The organism is Moraxella sp. (assembly GCF_030525845.1).
Classification (GTDB): Bacteria; Pseudomonadota; Gammaproteobacteria; order Pseudomonadales; family Moraxellaceae; genus Moraxella.
Map to the genome: position 1 here is coordinate 1 of NZ_JAUNDY010000030.1, position 15,303 is coordinate 15,303.

The 15,303-nt window shown below is 44.6% G+C and carries 21 protein-coding genes; 14 read left to right on the plus strand and 7 right to left on the minus strand.

The genetic code is table 11. The features are described 5' to 3' along the window. The 3 genes from Q4B79_RS08865 to Q4B79_RS08875 form a co-directional block, all read left to right on the plus strand. Window positions 1-477: hypothetical protein (locus Q4B79_RS08865; protein WP_303086060.1), on the plus strand; the 477-nt coding region annotated here is incomplete at its 5' end. Beyond that, complete coding sequence (locus Q4B79_RS08870) at window positions 474-1,316, plus strand: thymidylate synthase (RefSeq protein WP_303086061.1); 843 nt, start codon at window positions 474-476, stop codon at window positions 1,314-1,316. The genes Q4B79_RS08865 and Q4B79_RS08870, both read left to right, overlap by 4 nt. A gap of 34 nt (window positions 1,317-1,350) precedes the next feature. After that, entirely contained in the window at window positions 1,351-1,866 is a 516-nt protein-coding gene (locus Q4B79_RS08875; RefSeq protein ID WP_303086062.1) for an adenine phosphoribosyltransferase, read from the plus strand. Window positions 1,867-1,912: 46 nt separating this feature from the next. Here Q4B79_RS08875 and Q4B79_RS08880 read toward each other — a convergent pair whose 3' ends face one another. Next, window positions 1,913-2,446 carry a DUF4442 domain-containing protein gene (locus tag Q4B79_RS08880; protein WP_303086063.1) on the minus strand — a complete coding sequence of 178 codons (534 nt, stop codon included), beginning with the start codon at window positions 2,444-2,446 and terminating at the stop codon, window positions 1,913-1,915. A 111-nt stretch (window positions 2,447-2,557) separates the two neighbouring features. On the opposite strand from Q4B79_RS08880, the gene Q4B79_RS08885 reads away from it, so the two are divergent. After that, entirely contained in the window at window positions 2,558-3,055 is a 498-nt protein-coding gene (locus Q4B79_RS08885; protein WP_303086064.1) for a dihydrofolate reductase, read from the plus strand. 65 nt (window positions 3,056-3,120) lie between these two features. Further along, the gene (locus Q4B79_RS08890) at window positions 3,121-3,306 is read left to right on the plus strand and encodes a hypothetical protein (RefSeq protein WP_303086065.1); all 186 of its coding nucleotides are present in this window, start codon (window positions 3,121-3,123) and stop codon (window positions 3,304-3,306) included. A gap of 39 nt (window positions 3,307-3,345) precedes the next feature. On the opposite strand, the gene ccmE is transcribed toward Q4B79_RS08890, so the two are convergent. Genes ccmE through ccmC form a run of 3 tightly spaced genes read right to left on the minus strand, consistent with a single transcriptional unit; the run spans window position 3,346 to window position 4,909 of the window. Further along, complete coding sequence (gene ccmE, locus Q4B79_RS08895; RefSeq protein WP_303086066.1) at window positions 3,346-3,873, minus strand: cytochrome c maturation protein CcmE; 528 nt, start codon at window positions 3,871-3,873, stop codon at window positions 3,346-3,348. A 3-nt stretch (window positions 3,874-3,876) separates the two neighbouring features. After that, entirely contained in the window at window positions 3,877-4,092 is a 216-nt protein-coding gene (gene ccmD, locus Q4B79_RS08900) for a heme exporter protein CcmD (protein ID WP_303086067.1), read from the minus strand. Window positions 4,093-4,111: 19 nt separating this feature from the next. Continuing rightward, the gene (gene ccmC / locus Q4B79_RS08905) at window positions 4,112-4,909 is read right to left on the minus strand and encodes a heme ABC transporter permease CcmC (RefSeq protein ID WP_303086068.1); all 798 of its coding nucleotides are present in this window, start codon (window positions 4,907-4,909) and stop codon (window positions 4,112-4,114) included. A 212-nt stretch (window positions 4,910-5,121) separates the two neighbouring features. Between ccmC and Q4B79_RS08910 the strand changes: the two genes are divergently transcribed. The 9 genes from Q4B79_RS08910 (at window position 5,122) to metW (ending at window position 13,561) form a co-directional block, all read left to right on the plus strand. Continuing rightward, window positions 5,122-5,895, plus strand: a complete 774-nt coding sequence (locus Q4B79_RS08910; RefSeq protein WP_303086069.1) for an ABC transporter ATP-binding protein — start codon at window positions 5,122-5,124, stop codon at window positions 5,893-5,895. 38 nt (window positions 5,896-5,933) lie between these two features. Beyond that, a complete protein-coding gene (locus tag Q4B79_RS08915; RefSeq protein ID WP_303086070.1) occupies window positions 5,934-6,818 on the plus strand; it encodes a transporter substrate-binding domain-containing protein in 885 nt (294 codons plus the stop codon). A 10-nt stretch (window positions 6,819-6,828) separates the two neighbouring features. Next, window positions 6,829-7,668: a transporter substrate-binding domain-containing protein gene (locus Q4B79_RS08920; RefSeq protein WP_303086071.1), complete on the plus strand. Its 840-nt coding sequence runs from the start codon at window positions 6,829-6,831 to the stop codon at window positions 7,666-7,668. 51 nt (window positions 7,669-7,719) lie between these two features. Beyond that, window positions 7,720-8,514 (plus strand): transporter substrate-binding domain-containing protein, encoded by a 795-nt coding sequence (locus Q4B79_RS08925; RefSeq protein ID WP_303086072.1) that lies wholly within the window; start codon window positions 7,720-7,722, stop codon window positions 8,512-8,514. A 166-nt stretch (window positions 8,515-8,680) separates the two neighbouring features. Next, window positions 8,681-9,409 (plus strand): ABC transporter permease, encoded by a 729-nt coding sequence (locus Q4B79_RS08930; protein ID WP_303086073.1) that lies wholly within the window; start codon window positions 8,681-8,683, stop codon window positions 9,407-9,409. After that, window positions 9,406-10,110: an ABC transporter permease gene (locus Q4B79_RS08935; protein ID WP_303086074.1), complete on the plus strand. Its 705-nt coding sequence runs from the start codon at window positions 9,406-9,408 to the stop codon at window positions 10,108-10,110. Before Q4B79_RS08930 ends, Q4B79_RS08935 begins: the two co-directional genes overlap by 4 nt. A 114-nt stretch (window positions 10,111-10,224) precedes the next feature. After that, window positions 10,225-11,616 carry an MATE family efflux transporter gene (locus Q4B79_RS08940; protein ID WP_303086075.1) on the plus strand — a complete coding sequence of 464 codons (1,392 nt, stop codon included), beginning with the start codon at window positions 10,225-10,227 and terminating at the stop codon, window positions 11,614-11,616. 94 nt (window positions 11,617-11,710) lie between these two features. After that, complete coding sequence (locus tag Q4B79_RS08945) at window positions 11,711-12,937, plus strand: homoserine O-acetyltransferase (RefSeq protein WP_303086076.1); 1,227 nt, start codon at window positions 11,711-11,713, stop codon at window positions 12,935-12,937. 9 nt (window positions 12,938-12,946) lie between these two features. After that, window positions 12,947-13,561: a methionine biosynthesis protein MetW gene (gene metW / locus Q4B79_RS08950; protein WP_303086077.1), complete on the plus strand. Its 615-nt coding sequence runs from the start codon at window positions 12,947-12,949 to the stop codon at window positions 13,559-13,561. 62 nt (window positions 13,562-13,623) lie between these two features. On the opposite strand, the gene Q4B79_RS08955 is transcribed toward metW, so the two are convergent. The 3 genes from Q4B79_RS08955 to Q4B79_RS08965 are packed head-to-tail and all read right to left on the minus strand — an operon-like array spanning window position 13,624 to window position 15,188. Beyond that, on the minus strand, window positions 13,624-14,442 hold the full coding sequence (locus Q4B79_RS08955; protein WP_303086078.1) for a CoA ester lyase: 819 nt from the start codon (window positions 14,440-14,442) through the stop codon (window positions 13,624-13,626). A gap of 19 nt (window positions 14,443-14,461) precedes the next feature. Beyond that, window positions 14,462-14,947, minus strand: coding sequence for a peptidylprolyl isomerase (locus tag Q4B79_RS08960; protein ID WP_303086079.1), 486 nt, complete (start codon window positions 14,945-14,947; stop codon window positions 14,462-14,464). 55 nt (window positions 14,948-15,002) lie between these two features. Continuing rightward, window positions 15,003-15,188, minus strand: coding sequence for a hypothetical protein (locus Q4B79_RS08965; protein WP_303086080.1), 186 nt, complete (start codon window positions 15,186-15,188; stop codon window positions 15,003-15,005). Between the last annotated feature and the right edge of the window lie 115 nt (window positions 15,189-15,303).

Consider the following 15,303-nt stretch of genomic DNA (forward strand, 5'->3'; position numbering starts at 1 on the left):
GGCAAAACTTTTGAATTTCCAATTGGGGTTTATGTTTATTTTGGGCGTATCGGTCTTATTTTTACTGTATTTTTTCCACTGATTTCTTTATTTTTTGCAATTGCTGGTCTTATTGACAAAAATATGTTTGGTACGACATTTGGCATTGTCATGTTTATCTTGTTTGCTGTCATGACATTTTTATATCAAAAACCAAAACTGATATTATATCCTGACAAAATCGCTTTTGTAGAACATGGACTTATCAAACCCAGATATTTATCCTATGAAGCGTGTAAACTACACTTCCATGAAGTAAAGCATCATGGTTCAGGCAAATTGATATATACATTAGCGTTTATTTATCAAGATGAAATAGGCGATTGGCAACAATTTGCCAAAGTAAATGCCACTTATATTCGCCTAGATGAGCATTATTTTGATACCGAAACCACAGTGGCATTTTTTGAACACTTATTAAAAGAGAAAAACCCATGAAACAATACCTAGAACTTCTCTCTCATATCCTAAACAATGGCGATGATAAAGGCGACCGTACAGGTACAGGCACTCGCTCGGTGTTTGGTTATCAAATGCGGTTTAATTTGGCGGACGGTTTTCCTCTACTCACCACCAAAAAAGTCCATATGAAATCCATTATTTATGAGCTTTTGTGGTTTATTAAAGGCGATACCAATGTCAAATATTTACAAGACAATGGCGTAACCATTTGGGACGAATGGGCAACGGCTGAGCAAACCGCCAGATTTGGACGGCAAGCAGGCGATTTGGGGGCGGTCTATGGTCATCAATGGCGTAATTTTGGGGCAAGCAAAAATGACAATGGCGACTACAATACAGACGGCTTTGACCAACTGTCTTGGCTAATTAACGAAATCAAAACCAATCCCAATTCTCGCCGTCTGATTGTCTCTGGCTGGAATCCGATTGAGGCAGGGCAGGTGGCTTTACCGCCTTGTCATACTCTGTTTCAGTTTTTTGTGGTCAATAATAAACTTTCTTGCCAGCTTTATCAAAGAAGTGCCGATGTCTTTTTGGGCGTGCCGTTTAATATTGCCAGTTACGCCCTTTTAACGCATATGATTGCCCAAGTGTGTGATTTAGAAGTGGGTGAATTTATTTGGACGGGGGGCGATACGCATTTGTATCATAATCATTTTGAACAAGCCAAACTGCAATTAACCCGCAAGCCTTTACCACTTTGCAGGTTGGAATTAAACCCTGATGTTAAGGATTTATTTGAATTTAACTTTGAGGATATAAAGATTGTGAATTATCAATCGCACGAAAGAATAAAAGCTCCTGTTGCGGTATGATTAACTGCAACAACATTTAATGTAGGTAAAAAACATGACTAACAAAACCCACCCTCTTTGGCGATATATTCGAACTGTGCCTGATTTTCCCAAACAAGGTATTAGTTTTTATGACATCACGCCTTTATTAAATGGACAAATTAATTTACTGGCGGAGGCTCTTTTAAATACTGTGCCAAGCGAGCTTTATGCCCAAGCGGATTTTTTGTGTGCCATAGAATCTCGTGGTTTTATTTTGGCGAGCATCTTGGCAGCCAAAACAGGCAAGCCCTTAATTTTGGTCAGAAAACAAGGCAAGCTACCTCCGCCCGTGCATCGTTTTAGTTATGATTTGGAATACGGTAGTGATACGCTTGAAATGAGTTGCGACCTACCTTGTAGCAAGGTGTTGATTATTGATGATGTTTTAGCGACAGGCGGTACATTATCAGCAACCAACGAACTTTGTCAGCAAGCAGGGCATGAGGTGCTTGGAGCATTGGTGCTTCTTGATTTGGTGGATTTGCATGGCGATATCGGCATTGATGTCTTTGGGGTATTGCAAGGATAATCGGCTTAAAATAAACCCAATATCACATTGGGTTTATTGCCATTTTTCAAAACCGACTAACAAACCCAGCCGATTTACTAAATGCTCTTAGACGAATATATAAAGTCTTTTTAACTTTGGCAATCACTTCGCCATTGACATCAACAATATCCACTTCATATTCTCTAAATACCGCTTTGCCGTCTTTGGCGAGTTCTTTGACGGTTTCTATTTCTTGATTATCAATCTTAAAAGTGGCAAATACATCCGAAGTCCCTGCTTTGATAAAATCAATATAGGCGGATTTATCCCACACCACATATTCCGAACCTAATTTTTGCATTAACAGCGTCATAAAAAATGGGTCGGTCATACTGTATAAACTTCCGCCAAATTGCGTACCAACGATGTTTTTATTTCGCCAAGTGAGGGGCATAGAGACTTTGATAAAGCCTTCATCATAATTGACTTCCAAAACTTTTACCCCTGCACCGACATAAGGTGAATATAGGTTTAAAAATGCTTTGGTGGCGGTGGGGTTATTAAGATTAAAATGGCTTTTGGCAAATGTGCGAGCGGTTTTGGCGAGTTTATGAAACATGATAAAATCCTAAATGGGCATATTGGCATTATAGCACTTTCAATGCCAAATAACACTTTGAAAAACCGCCAAAATCGCATAAAATACAATAAATTCAACGAGTAACACACCATGAAAAACATTCAAATCGTCCATGTGGTCGCCATTGACCGCAAGCATTGCATTGGCAAGGACAATCAGCTTGCGTGGCATATCCCTGAGGACTTAAAGCATTTTAAGGCAATCACCACAGGGGGTGTGGTCGTCATGGGGCGAAAGACCTTTGAGAGTCTGGGCAGACCCTTGCCCAATCGGATAAATTGGGTCATTACCCGAGATACGGCGTGGACAGCCGATGGCGTCAAAGTTGCTCACAATTTAGAGTGTGCGTTGGAGCTGGCAAGCGATGATTGTGATAATGGCAAATTATTCATCATCGGTGGGGGTGAGATTTACCGCCAAAGCATTGATATTGCAGATATTTTAGAAATCACACGGGTGGATTTGGACATTGGGGGCGATGCTTTTTACCCTGCCATTCCCAGCAACTTTCGGAGAGTAAAAAGTGAAGCACATGTCAGCAAAAATGGTGTGGCATTTTGCTTTGAGCGTCATGAGAGATTGGCATGATTCTTGCAGTATTTTAAGTGTTGTTGCACAACTTTTTTGTTCCACCTACTTTCTGAGGATATCCTATGAAACACATCGGTCTCGTTGCCCTAATCGCCCTTGCCCTAACAGGCTGTAACGCCATGACAAAAACTGCTGACCAAGTCATGAAAAAACAAAGCTCATTCTCACAAGATGACCGCACTCGTTATCCTACTGTGGACGAGCAAAAAGACAGCGAACCTGCAAACTTCGGCAAGCAAGTATTCTAAATCAAAAATCCCCTTACTGGGGATTTTTTATGGGCTGTTTCACGGATTTTGGGAGGGAGCGTTCTGTGCATTACGCTCATCTATCTCTGCCATGCTTGTGGCTGGGACGAACTGACCATTATTGACATCAGTGCCACGTTCGGCATGCTCGGTTTTGAGGGATTTGGCGACCTCTGGCGGCATGTAGTTTTCGTCATGTTTGGCAAGTACAGCACTTGCCACAAAGACACCGTCTTTTAATTCGCCTGTGGCAACCACACCAGAATTTTCAGCAAACAAATCGGGCAATACCCCACGATAAGTAACAGGCACGACCGCCTTATAATCTGTGATACTAAACTGGATATTGACAGGGTCATTCACATCTCGCTTGACACTGCCTGCCACCACCATACCCCCAGCTCTGATTCGCTTGCCCTCTGGGGCTTGACCTGCACTGATGGCGGTTGGGTCAAAATAATAATCCGTTTGCTGACGAATGGCATATAAAATCAGCCCCACCGCTACCGCCACACCAACGAGCATGGCAAGCACCCACATGAGCTTCTTTTGGCGTGTATTATTCATGATTTACCCCTTTGCCAATGCTTGACGCTGTTTGTTTGTAAGTTTTGAGGTGTGTTGATTGTGACGTCTTAGCTTGGCAATGGTGCGTTTGCGTTCACCTCTAACATAGATAATCAACCCAAGCACACACCCAAAGGTAATGACGTAACATGTCCACACATAAACGCCCAAACCACCCATGTGTAAAAATTCTTGAAAACTAGAAAAATACGGAGTCATCGCTTGCTACCTTAGCTGGCTATTTTTGGGTAGATAGCCATTTGGCTACCCATGCTTTGTTATGTTCACGTTGTAAAATCAAAGAATTGGTGCGGTAAATTGCCAAACACGCCACCAAAAAATACGCCCCCAATATCATGACAAGCAGTGGCACCCACATGGACGCTGGCATTTTTGGGGCGTTTGTGATGGTAAAGGTCGAACCCTGATGTAGGGTATTCCACCATTCCACCGAGTACTTAATGATGGGTAGATTAACCGCCCCCACCACCGAGAGTATCGCCGCTGCCTTGCCACGATTTTGACTATGCTCAAAGGCACTAAACAATGAGATTACCCCAATATACAAAAACGCCAAAATCAACATGGACGTTAGACGAGCGTCCCACACCCAGTACGTCCCCCACGTGGGCTTACCCCAAATCGACCCCGTCAAAAGAGCCAATACGCATGCCATCAGCCCAATCGGAGCAATCGCCTGAGCGACAATATTGGCGGTTTTAATTTTCCATACCAAAAAAATCACGCCAAGCACCGCCATCGCCAAATACACACTCATCGCTATTGAAGCACTTGGCACATGGATAAAGATAATGCGGTAACTGTCTTTTTGCAGATAATCTGTCGGTGCAAATGCCAAGCCCCAAACCGTACCAACACTAAGCAAAACAAACGCAATCAGCCCAAGCCACTTAACCCATGGCGAAAAAATCTTAAAAAATCGCTCCGTGCCAACAGTTGTCAAAAACCCCTGCCACAGACGACTAAGTAGCCCCATGTTTTGGGAGGCATTCATGGCTTTTTGGATATCAGGCATGGCTCACCGTGATGATTTAACTTAAAATGCTTAATTATAACACAATTTAACCACAAAATTGCCAAATTTTGCCATTTTGATTGATTTTTTAAATCCATTTTGAAAAATCTTAAAAATTTGCAAAAATATTAAAAAATTGACAAAAAAGATTTGCCTTTTTGGTTAGTTTTGTTCAAAATATAGGGTTTATATTTAGTGATTTTGAGAATATTATGACAGACCGCCCTATCGCCTTAGATTTGCAAGATATCCATAAAAGCTATGGCTCGCTTGAAGTATTAAAAGGCGTGTCCTTGACTGCTTATGATGGCGACGTTATTAGCATCTTGGGGTCGTCTGGCTCTGGCAAATCCACCCTACTTCGCTGCATCAACCTACTTGAAAAGCCCAGCTCTGGCAAGATTTTTGTCGGTCAAGAGGAGCTTCTTTTAACCCCAAAATCAGGCGAATTGGTTGCCAAAAACCCCAAACAGCTCGAAAAGCTCCGCTCAGAGATTGGGTTTGTGTTCCAATCCTTTAATCTATGGCCACACAAAACCATCTTAGAAAACATCACCGAAGCCCCCATTCACGTGCTAGGCATTGACAAGCAGACAGCCGTCGCAGAAGCCGAACGCTTGCTTGATAAAGTAGGACTGCTCGATAAAAAAAGTGCCTATCCTGATAACCTATCAGGCGGTCAACGTCAGCGTGTGGCTATCGCTCGTGCTTTGGCAATGAAACCAAAAGTACTGCTCTTTGATGAGCCGACTTCTGCCCTTGACCCAGAGCTTGTCAATGAAGTACTTGCTGTCATGCGTGAGCTTGCCAGTGAGGGGCGTACCATGCTGATTGTAACTCACGAAATGCGATTTGCCAAAGAAGTTTCCACCAAAGTGGTGTTTTTACATCAAGGACGTATCGAAGAAATGGGAACGCCCACTGAAGTCTTTGAGAATCCCAAATCCGAACGTGTAAAAGAATTCATGGCATCACACCAAAGCTAATTTTCACATATAATCTTAGCCAACAAAGGACGACTCTTATGAAAATTTCCAAATTAACACTTAGCCTACTTGCCAGCACTGCCCTACTAACCGCCTGCGGTGGCGACAAGCCCAGCGAAGCCCCTAAGGCAGACAACACCCTAGCCCCCAGCGAAGGCAAAAGCCTTGTTATCGCCACCGAAGCCAATTACCCTCCCTTTAATGACACCAGTGCAGATGGTAAAATTGTTGGTTTTGATGTCGATGTGATTAACGCTGTGTGCGCCCAAATTAAAGCCAAATGCGACATCGTTGCCCAAGATTGGGACGGCTTGCTACCTGGTCTACTTACCAATAAATACGACGCAGTCATCGCAGGCATGTCCATCACCCCAGAACGTGAAGCACAGGTGGATTTTTCTACCCCTTATTTTAGCAACGCCATCGTATGGCTTGCCAAAAATGACGGTTCGTTTGATCCAAATAACATCAAAGGTCTGGTACTAGGCAGTCAGCGTTCCACCACAGGGGCAGATTACATCACCAAAAACTACGATGGCAAAGACGGAAACCGTGTACAGTTGTACGATACCTACATCAACTCCTACCTCGACCTAAAAGCGGGTCGCAACCAAGCAGTCATGGCAGAAAAAGTCTCTGCAATGGATTGGCTAAAACAAAACAGCGATGGCTTTGGCTTGATTGGCGATGAGATTGACAATAACGACAATCTTGGCATTGCTGTACGCAAAGGCGATGCCCTAAAAGCAGACTTTGATAAAGCACTTGCCACCCTAAAAGAAAACGGCGAGCTTGCCAAGCTTGAAAAACTACATTTTGGCGATAACGCCCCAAAAGCCGAGACTGACACCACCCAAAACCCTGATGAGACCCAACTTTCATCAGAAGAAAATACATCAGAGTCAAAAGACTCTGCCAAATGAGTATAAAATAATGATAACACCAACCAAGAAACTCCTGTGTGGCACACTACTTGCCAGCGCCACTCTACTGACTGCCTGCGGTAGTGATAAGCCCAGCGAAGCCCCTAAGGCGGGTACAGCTCCGAGCGAGAGCAAAAACCTTATCATCGCCACCGAATCTAGCTTTAAGCCATTTAGCTATCTGGATAACACAGGCAATGTCGTAGGCTTTGAGATTGACCTTGCTCACGCACTGTGTGCCAAGATGAACGCAACTTGCGATATCCAAAGTCAAGATTGGGATAGCCTAATCCCCAGTCTACACGCCAATAAATCAGATGCGATTATGGCAGGCATGTCCATCACACCTGACCGCTTGCAGGTCGTGGATTTTTCCGAGTCGTATTTTGACAACAAACTTATTCTTGTGGGCAAAAAAGGCGATGATATCACGATAGATGGGCTGGCAGATAAAACTGTCGGTGTGCAGCAATCTACCGTTTCGGGCGATTACCTTGCCACACACCAACCCAAAGCTATCGTTAAGGCTTATGATAAACAAGATAACGTCCATCTTGATTTGACAGCAGGTCGTATTCAGTACATGCTGGCAGATTTTGTACCCGCTTCTGATTGGCTAAAAACAGAGCAGGGAGCAAATTTTGAGATTAAAGGCAACCCCATCGACATCAATGATAAAGTTGGTATTGCTGTACGCAAGGGCGACCACCTAAAACAAGAATTCGACACCGCCCTTGCCAGCCTAAAAGATAGTGGCGAGTATGATGCCATCGTTGCTAAGTACTTTGACACCACCGCCCCAGCAACTTCATTAGAGGATACCACCACTGACGAAACCAAAACCCAATAATCAAGCAGGCATGGGAGAGATACTCATGCCTTTTGTTTTACGGAGTTCATCATGAAATATACCCTAGCACCCATCTTGCTTAGTATTATGGCTTTAACCGCTTGCAACAACGACAGCTCCACAAACGCCAGCACGCCAACCAAAACCGCCCAAACCTTGCGTATCGCCACCGAAGGGGCTTATGCTCCCTTTAACTACACCAACAACGATGGTTCGCTGGCTGGATTTGACGTGGACATCGCACAAGCCTTATGTCAAAAAATGGCGGTAACTTGCCAAATTGATGCCCAAGACTGGGACGGTATCATTCCCGCCCTAAAAACCGATAAATTTGATGCCATCGTCTCCGCCATGAGCATAACACCAGAGCGTTCTGAACAGGTTAGTTTTAGTGAACCATATTTTATTAATACGCTGGTATTTGTCGCCAAAAACGACAGTAGCTTTGACCCCAAAAACAGCGACCACATCAAAAGTGCCAAAATTTCTGCACAAGGCTCGACCATTTCAAGCCAATGGCTAACCCAAGCCTACCCTGAGGTTACTCCAACCCTACACAGTACGCTTGATAATGCCTTTATGGACTTGGGTAATAACCGTGCCGATGCCGTCATCAGCGACAAACTACCAGCACTACAATGGCTAGGCAGTGATTTGGGTAAAAATTTTAGCATTAAGGGCGATGAAATTGACATTAATGATAAATTTGCCATTGCCGTCAATAAAGGCAATGACGAACTGCTTGGCAAGTTTAATCAAGCCCTTGCCGACATCAAGGCAGACGGTACTTACGACAGTATTGTTGTCAAACACTTTGGCGAATCCATGCTAAATAAAGAAAAGTGAACGTATGTTTTGAAAAAATAAGCACTTTTTCATAAAAAATTTGGTAAAATAGGCAGTTGGGGTATGTCAGCCCACTTTGGCGAGCATACCCTTTGTAATTGCGACACTAAAAATAGACAGGCGTTCTGTCTATTTTATTTTTAATACCAACAACCAAAAAAACACCATGCTAGAATTACACGGATACGGCAATTTGCTTTGGCAAGGCACGATTTTAACCATCAAGCTGGGTATTACCAGTCTGATTTTTGGGTTAATTTTTGGGCTAATTGGAGCAACTGCCAAACTCTCGCCCATTTGGATTTTTAAAAAACTTGCCGACATTTACACCACTGTCGTGCGTGGCATTCCTGAGCTACTTGTGGTGTTTGCCGTGTATTTTGGGGGTGGGATTTTTATTGCTTACATCGCCAAAACCGTCTTTGGACATACAGGTCGCATTGACATCAGCAGTTTTTGGGCTGGGGTGGCGGCATTGTCATTCATGTTTGGGGCGTATGCCACCGAAGTATTTCGCATGGCAATCCAAGAAATCCCCAAAGGACAATGGGAATCTGCTCAGTCGCTCGGCATGAGACCCACCCAGACGTTTTTTCGGATTATTTTGCCACAAATGTGGGCGGTGGCTCTACCTGGCTTGGGCAATTTGACGCTGGTACTCCTAAAAGACACGGCTCTGGTATCACTCATCGGACTACAAGACCTCATGTACTTTTCATCACGTGCAGGTCAATCCACCCAAGAGCCATTTACCTTCTTTTTGATGGCAGCCATTATCTATCTATGTCTCACGGTGGTGGTTACCGCAGTCATCAGTTTTGGCGAATGGCGAGCAAACCCAGCCAAACGCTACGCCAAACAACTCACCAAGCAAAAAACAGGGATTAGAGCATGAACTGGAACTGGCAAGCAATCATTACCTATTTCCCTGAACTTCTAAAAGCCTCCGCCACTACCGTTGAGCTGGTGGTGTTGTCTAGTGCCATTGGGTTGGTGCTTGGTTTGATTTTGGCATTACTTCGGTTATCCAAAAACCCTTTGGTGCAGGTTTTTCCATTTTTGTACATTTTCTTTTTTCGTGGCACGCCATTATTGGTGCAAATTTACCTGATTTATTATGGCTTAGGGCAATTTAAGAGCATTCAAGAGAGTATCTTATGGGAGCCTGTGCTTAGTCAAGCCTACTGGTGTGCCATCATCGCCTTTACGCTAAATACCGCTGCCTATGTCGCTGAAATCATTCGTGGTGCCATTCAAGCAGTTCCCAAAGGCGAGCTTGAAGCGGCAGATGCCTTAGGCATGTCTAAATTCCAAAAATTCACACGAATCACCCTACCACGTGCCTTTGGCATCATGATACCTGCATACAGTAGCGAAGTGATTTTTATGCTAAAAGGCTCTGCTCTTGCCAGTGCCATCACGGTGGTGGATTTGATATACACCTCCAAACTCATCATCGCCAAGACCTACCTAACCTTTGAGATTTATTTTGCGGTAGGCGTGATTTATTTGCTGATTTCTTGGGTAATTTTAGGGTTATTTCGCCTGCTTGACAACAAACTTAATAAGCACAAATATTACAAACCCCTTACATAAAAATCATGACACTGGCAAGTCGCTGGTGTCATTTTTTTGATAAATTAGACCGACCAAAATGCCTGTTCTAGACGAGATTTGTGTTAAAATATCCACTTTTGGCTTAATAAATCCATGTTGTTTGACCTAAACCAACGCACCTTTACTGATTATAAAAAAGAGCTTTTTGCACTCGTCACGCTTGCCCTACCCATGTTACTATCCCAAGTGGCTCAGGTGGGGACAGGGTTTGTCGATACCGTCATGGCAGGTAGTGTCAGCAAAGAGGATTTGTCGGCGGTGGGGCTGGGTAACAGCGTTTTTATTACCATTTATATCACGCTCATGGGTGTGATGACCGCACTCAATCCAATGATTGCCCAAGAATACGGTGCCACCAAAGACGATAAGACCACCACAACCAACATCGGAGAGCTAGGACGACAAAGCCTGTGGTATGGGCTGGTCATTGGCGTGATTGGCATGGCTCTTGTCTGGCTATGTCTGATACCCTTTGAGCGTTATTTTGGACATCTAAGCACACACACCCTTGACACCACCAAGCAATACCTCTGGTTTGTTGGGCTTGCCATGCCTGCCGCCATGATACATCGTGGGCTACACGCCTATGCGTCCAGCCTCAATAAACCCAAAGTCATCATGATTGTCAGTTGGCTATGTTTTTTTGCTAATATCCCTCTAAATTATCTTTTTGTCTATGGTAAGTTTGGCATGCCTGCCTTAGGTGGGGCAGGCTGTGGTCTTGCCACCGCCATTGTCTTTTGGATTAATGCCATCGTGCTGGGGATATATATCGCCAAAGACAGCTATTTTACCAAATTTGGTCTGATGGATAAATTTAGCCCGCCCAATCTAAAATTATTTGGCGACATCACACGACTTGGTATTCCCATTGGTTTGTCGTTCTTTATTGAGGTTAGCCTATTTAGCTGTATCATGTTTTTGGTTGCCAAATTAGATGGCAATACCGAAAATTATGTCGCTGCCCAGCAAATCGCCATTAGCCTAACCAGTCTTATTTTTATGATACCCCAAAGCATGGGTATCGCCAGCACCGTACGAGTTGGCATGGCGATAGGACAACAAAACCCAGCCCACGCACGATATAGTAGTGGCGTGGCACTATCCTCATCGATTATCATTTCGTTTTTGACGGCGACACTCTTGGTGGCGGGTAGAGAATTTCTGAGCAAATTATACACCAGCGACCTTGCCGTCATCGCCGTTACTACCAGCATATTACTCTACGCCGCCGCATTTCAACTGGTGGATGCGGTACAATGCGTGGCAAGTTATGCCCTGCGTGGCTATAAAGTAACCACCATTCCCATGATAATTCACATCATCGCCTTTTGGGGGTGTGGACTACTACCTGGCGTGGTGCTGGCGTTTTATTTTGGCATGGGTATTTATGGTTTTTGGACCGCATTGGTTGTCTCGCTTGGGGTGGCGGCGGTGTTTTTGGGTGGTTATTTGGAATGGCACAGCAAAAAATGCTTGGCATAGACCAGCAAACACCAGCCAACTTTTTCTTGTAAAATCCCCAATTTGGTCTTAAAATGTAAACCCAAAAAAATCAAAAAACAACAAGAGCGACATCGTGGACAAAACACCCCCCTATCTAGACCCCACTTCGGTGGGTATCGTTACGCCCCAAACCCTGCATTTTGACGAACCATTGCACTTAGAATGCGAGCGGGTTTTGCCAAGTTTTGATTTGGTGATTGAAACTTATGGCGAACTAAATGCCGACAAAACGAACGCCATTCTCATCTGCCACGCCCTATCAGGCTCACACCATGCCGCAGGCTACCACAGCGAAAGCGACACCAAAGCAGGCTGGTGGGACGCCCTTATCGGCAAAGGTAAGGCGATTGATACCAATCAATTTTTTGTGGTGTGCCTCAACAACATCGGCTCATGTCATGGCTCAACAGGACCCACGACCATCAACCCTGCCACAGGCGAACTTTGGGGAGCGGATTTTCCACTCATCACCATCAAAGACTGGGTCAAAACCCAAGTCATGCTCTCTGACCGTCTAGGTATATACAAATGGCATGCCATCATCGGTGGCTCTATGGGGGGCATGCAAGCCTTGCAATGGTCGGTGGATTATCCTGACCGCCTTGCCCGTGCTGTCATCATTGCCAGCACCCCCAAACTCTCCGCCCAAAACATCGCCTTTAACGAAGTGGCTCGTCAGTCTATCCTATCTGACCCTGATTTTCATGACGGTTGGTATCTAAAACATGGCACTTACCCCAGACGTGGGCTGATACTTGCTCGCATGGTGGGGCACATCACCTACATCACCGAAGAAGCCATGAAAGCCAAATTTGGGCGAGATTTAAAATCAGGAAAATTCATGTACGGCTTTGATGTGGAATTTCAGGTGGAGAGCTACCTGCGTTATCAAGGCGAGAGGTTTAGTAAAAACTTTGATGCCAACACCTACCTACTCATGACAAAGGCACTTGATTATTTTGACCCCACCCGAGATTACACGCCTGAGGATTTGGATGAAAAAACCGCCCTCAAAGAGACCCTAGCTCGCACCCAATGCCAATTTTTAATCGTCTCATTTACGACCGATTGGCGATTTAGCCCTGAGCGTTCCATCGAAATCGTAGATGCACTCACAGCCAATCACAAGAACGTCAGCTTTGTCAATGTGGACGCACCACATGGACATGATTCGTTTTTGTTTGATATCCCTAGATACACGAGTGCCATCAAGGGCTTTTTATCCGCCCCCACCCTAAAACCACAAATCACTGGCGACACCATCAGTCCAATCGACATTTCAAAATTGGCAAGACAATAAGGAAAATCCATGAACATCGACCACCAACTTGCCGAAAAATGGATAAAACCAAACGCCAAAGTCCTAGATTTAGGCTGTGGCGATGGCACACTTTTGGCACATTTACAAACACATTTGGGCGTAACGGGCTATGGACTAGAAATTGACCCCGACCGCATTAATCAAGCCATCACCAAAGGGCTAAACATCATTGAGCAGGATTTAAATGACGGCTTGGCTCGCTTTGCCGATGACAGTTTTGACACAGTAGTGATGGCTCGTGCCTTACAAGCTGTCAAAAACCCCCAAACCCTACTTCTTGACATGCTAAGGGTAGCAAAGGAAGGCATTGTTACTTTTCCCAACTTCGCCTATTGGCAAAACCGCATTTATTTGGGCGTAAAAGGCATCATGCCGATGAGCGAAACCCTGCCCCACGCATGGTACGACACACCCAACATTCATCTTTGTACCTTTAAGGATTTTGAGCGGTTGTGCCATGACAACAACATTCGAATTTTGGACAGCGTGGCAATCAGCGACAACCCAAACCCCAAAATCCCTGCCAAACTCATGGACAAAGCCATCAAAAAAGCCCCCAACCTACTGGCGGATGTGGCGATTTATCGGATATGCAAAGACTGATGGACAGCTCAATCAATCCTACAAACCATCATCATATTGCATGAGTTGGACACAAAAAAACATTACGCCCTTTTGTGATTTGTAAATCTCGCCACATAATCGCCCGCCCATGTTATCAATGGCAAATCCACCATGACACCGTCAATGGCAAACACCACCTCGCCTGTGGTGTCGTGGTGGGTGGCGATTTTTTGGGCAAATGCCAAACGCTTTTCGTCAAATGATAAAGCTTGCACCGTTGCCACTTGCTTGGGGTGGATAAGTAGCTGACCACCAAAACCAAACTCCTGCCAATGCTTGACATAAGCCGTCAGTCCCACATCATCACGAAAATCAGGATAAATACTCTCAATGGGCGAATGTAGTTTATTTGCCACCGAATGCAACAACAGCTCCGTTCGCACCCTATCAAACAGCACCTGTGCGGACGGCGTGCCGATGATGACCCCAAGCGATGTCGCCAAATCCAAACAGCCATAACTCATCGCCCACACCCCTGCTCCTGCAATCTGCGGAATGGCTAGCACGCCTTTGGCACATTCTACCACCGCCAAAATGGGCCTATCAGTCAAAGCGGACAAAGTCGCCACATCGCTCGCACTTTGCACCTTAGGTAGCACCACCCCATAAAAGGGCAAATGAAGCAAACGCACATCACCTGCAAAATCCTGATGACGCACGCCCACGATGCGTAGCCAAATTTTGTCAAAGGCTTGCCAATCCCAGCTCATCGCAAACTCGCCCAATGCGTGATAAAGCTCGTCCTTGTCAGCATCCATGACTGCATCTTCTAGGTCAATGATGATATTATCCGCACCGCTCGCCACCGCTTTGGCGACACGGTCTAGGCGAGTGGCTGGCACAAATAAAAAGGTTGGCATGATTTCTCCTTGATAATCCTTATACCAATTTTAGGCGACTTTCCCCTTTTGGCGTTACTTTAAAAATCTGCACCTTAAACAACACGTCCTGCCCTGCCAATGGGTGATTAAAATCCACCTTCACTTCATCGTCTGTAACTTCACAAATCACACCCGCTAAGGTGTTTTGTCCTTTGTCAGCAAATTCCATCATCATGCCCACCACAGGGTTTGGCTCAGATAGGCTAAATTTGGCACGGGGGAAACTTTGGACATTTTCGCCATTCCACTCACCAAACGCCTGTTCGGGCGGTAGATGAGCGGTGCGAGTGTCGCCTGCTTTTAGGTTGATGAGTACCTGCTCAAAACCCAAGAGCAAACTTTCATCACCAATGGTAAGACTGACGGGCTTATCACGCCCAAAGGTGCTATCAATCACCGTCCCATTGGGCAAGCTGACTTCAAAATGTAGTAGAACCGTGCTACCATCTTGAATACGAATTTCTTCGCTGGGTAAAATATTCATAACATTTCCAAAAAAATAAGGAATAATCTTTTATGTTTTAAATCAAACCAATAATTCAAAGATTAATTTCTTCGGCACTCAAAGGTTTGGTTGCCAAGTGAGCAAACTCGCCAAATTGTCCGTTTAACTTTTCTTTGGCAAGCTCAATTTCAGCTTGGGAATAATTTTTTATATCTTTTGCTTTTGGTTTAATCAAATTTTCAATAAACTCTCTTAAATTGACATTATGACTTTTTTTCATAATCAATAATGTCTTGTTCATTAATATTTTCAAAAGTTAAAGCATAACTCATATTAACCCCTTTTCTTTTCCAAAAACAGCATATCCCACACCACAAGTGCCATACCCACACAAA

Bases quoted from the DNA above. Each gene is read 5' to 3' on its own strand.
- Q4B79_RS08910 (WP_303086069.1), top strand. From the start codon at position 5,122: ATGACAGACCGCCCTATCGCCTTAGATTTGCAAGATATCCATAAAAGC.
- Q4B79_RS08925 (WP_303086072.1), top strand. From the start codon at position 7,720: ATGAAATATACCCTAGCACCCATCTTGCTTAGTATTATGGCTTTAACC.
- ccmE (WP_303086066.1), bottom strand. From the start codon at position 3,873: ATGAATAATACACGCCAAAAGAAGCTCATGTGGGTGCTTGCCATGCTC.
- Q4B79_RS08870 (WP_303086061.1), top strand. From the start codon at position 474: ATGAAACAATACCTAGAACTTCTCTCTCATATCCTAAACAATGGCGAT.
- Q4B79_RS08915 (WP_303086070.1), top strand. From the start codon at position 5,934: ATGAAAATTTCCAAATTAACACTTAGCCTACTTGCCAGCACTGCCCTA.
- Q4B79_RS08955 (WP_303086078.1), bottom strand. From the start codon at position 14,442: ATGCCAACCTTTTTATTTGTGCCAGCCACTCGCCTAGACCGTGTCGCC.
- ccmD (WP_303086067.1), bottom strand. From the start codon at position 4,092: ATGACTCCGTATTTTTCTAGTTTTCAAGAATTTTTACACATGGGTGGT.
- Q4B79_RS08890 (WP_303086065.1), top strand. From the start codon at position 3,121: ATGAAACACATCGGTCTCGTTGCCCTAATCGCCCTTGCCCTAACAGGC.
- ccmC (WP_303086068.1), bottom strand. From the start codon at position 4,909: ATGCCTGATATCCAAAAAGCCATGAATGCCTCCCAAAACATGGGGCTA.
- Q4B79_RS08885 (WP_303086064.1), top strand. From the start codon at position 2,558: ATGAAAAACATTCAAATCGTCCATGTGGTCGCCATTGACCGCAAGCAT.
- Q4B79_RS08935 (WP_303086074.1), top strand. From the start codon at position 9,406: ATGAACTGGAACTGGCAAGCAATCATTACCTATTTCCCTGAACTTCTA.
- Q4B79_RS08875 (WP_303086062.1), top strand. From the start codon at position 1,351: ATGACTAACAAAACCCACCCTCTTTGGCGATATATTCGAACTGTGCCT.
- Q4B79_RS08920 (WP_303086071.1), top strand. From the start codon at position 6,829: ATGATAACACCAACCAAGAAACTCCTGTGTGGCACACTACTTGCCAGC.
- metW (WP_303086077.1), top strand. From the start codon at position 12,947: ATGAACATCGACCACCAACTTGCCGAAAAATGGATAAAACCAAACGCC.
- Q4B79_RS08930 (WP_303086073.1), top strand. From the start codon at position 8,681: ATGCTAGAATTACACGGATACGGCAATTTGCTTTGGCAAGGCACGATT.
- Q4B79_RS08965 (WP_303086080.1), bottom strand. From the start codon at position 15,188: ATGAAAAAAAGTCATAATGTCAATTTAAGAGAGTTTATTGAAAATTTG.
- Q4B79_RS08940 (WP_303086075.1), top strand. From the start codon at position 10,225: ATGTTGTTTGACCTAAACCAACGCACCTTTACTGATTATAAAAAAGAG.
- Q4B79_RS08960 (WP_303086079.1), bottom strand. From the start codon at position 14,947: ATGAATATTTTACCCAGCGAAGAAATTCGTATTCAAGATGGTAGCACG.
- Q4B79_RS08880 (WP_303086063.1), bottom strand. From the start codon at position 2,446: ATGTTTCATAAACTCGCCAAAACCGCTCGCACATTTGCCAAAAGCCAT.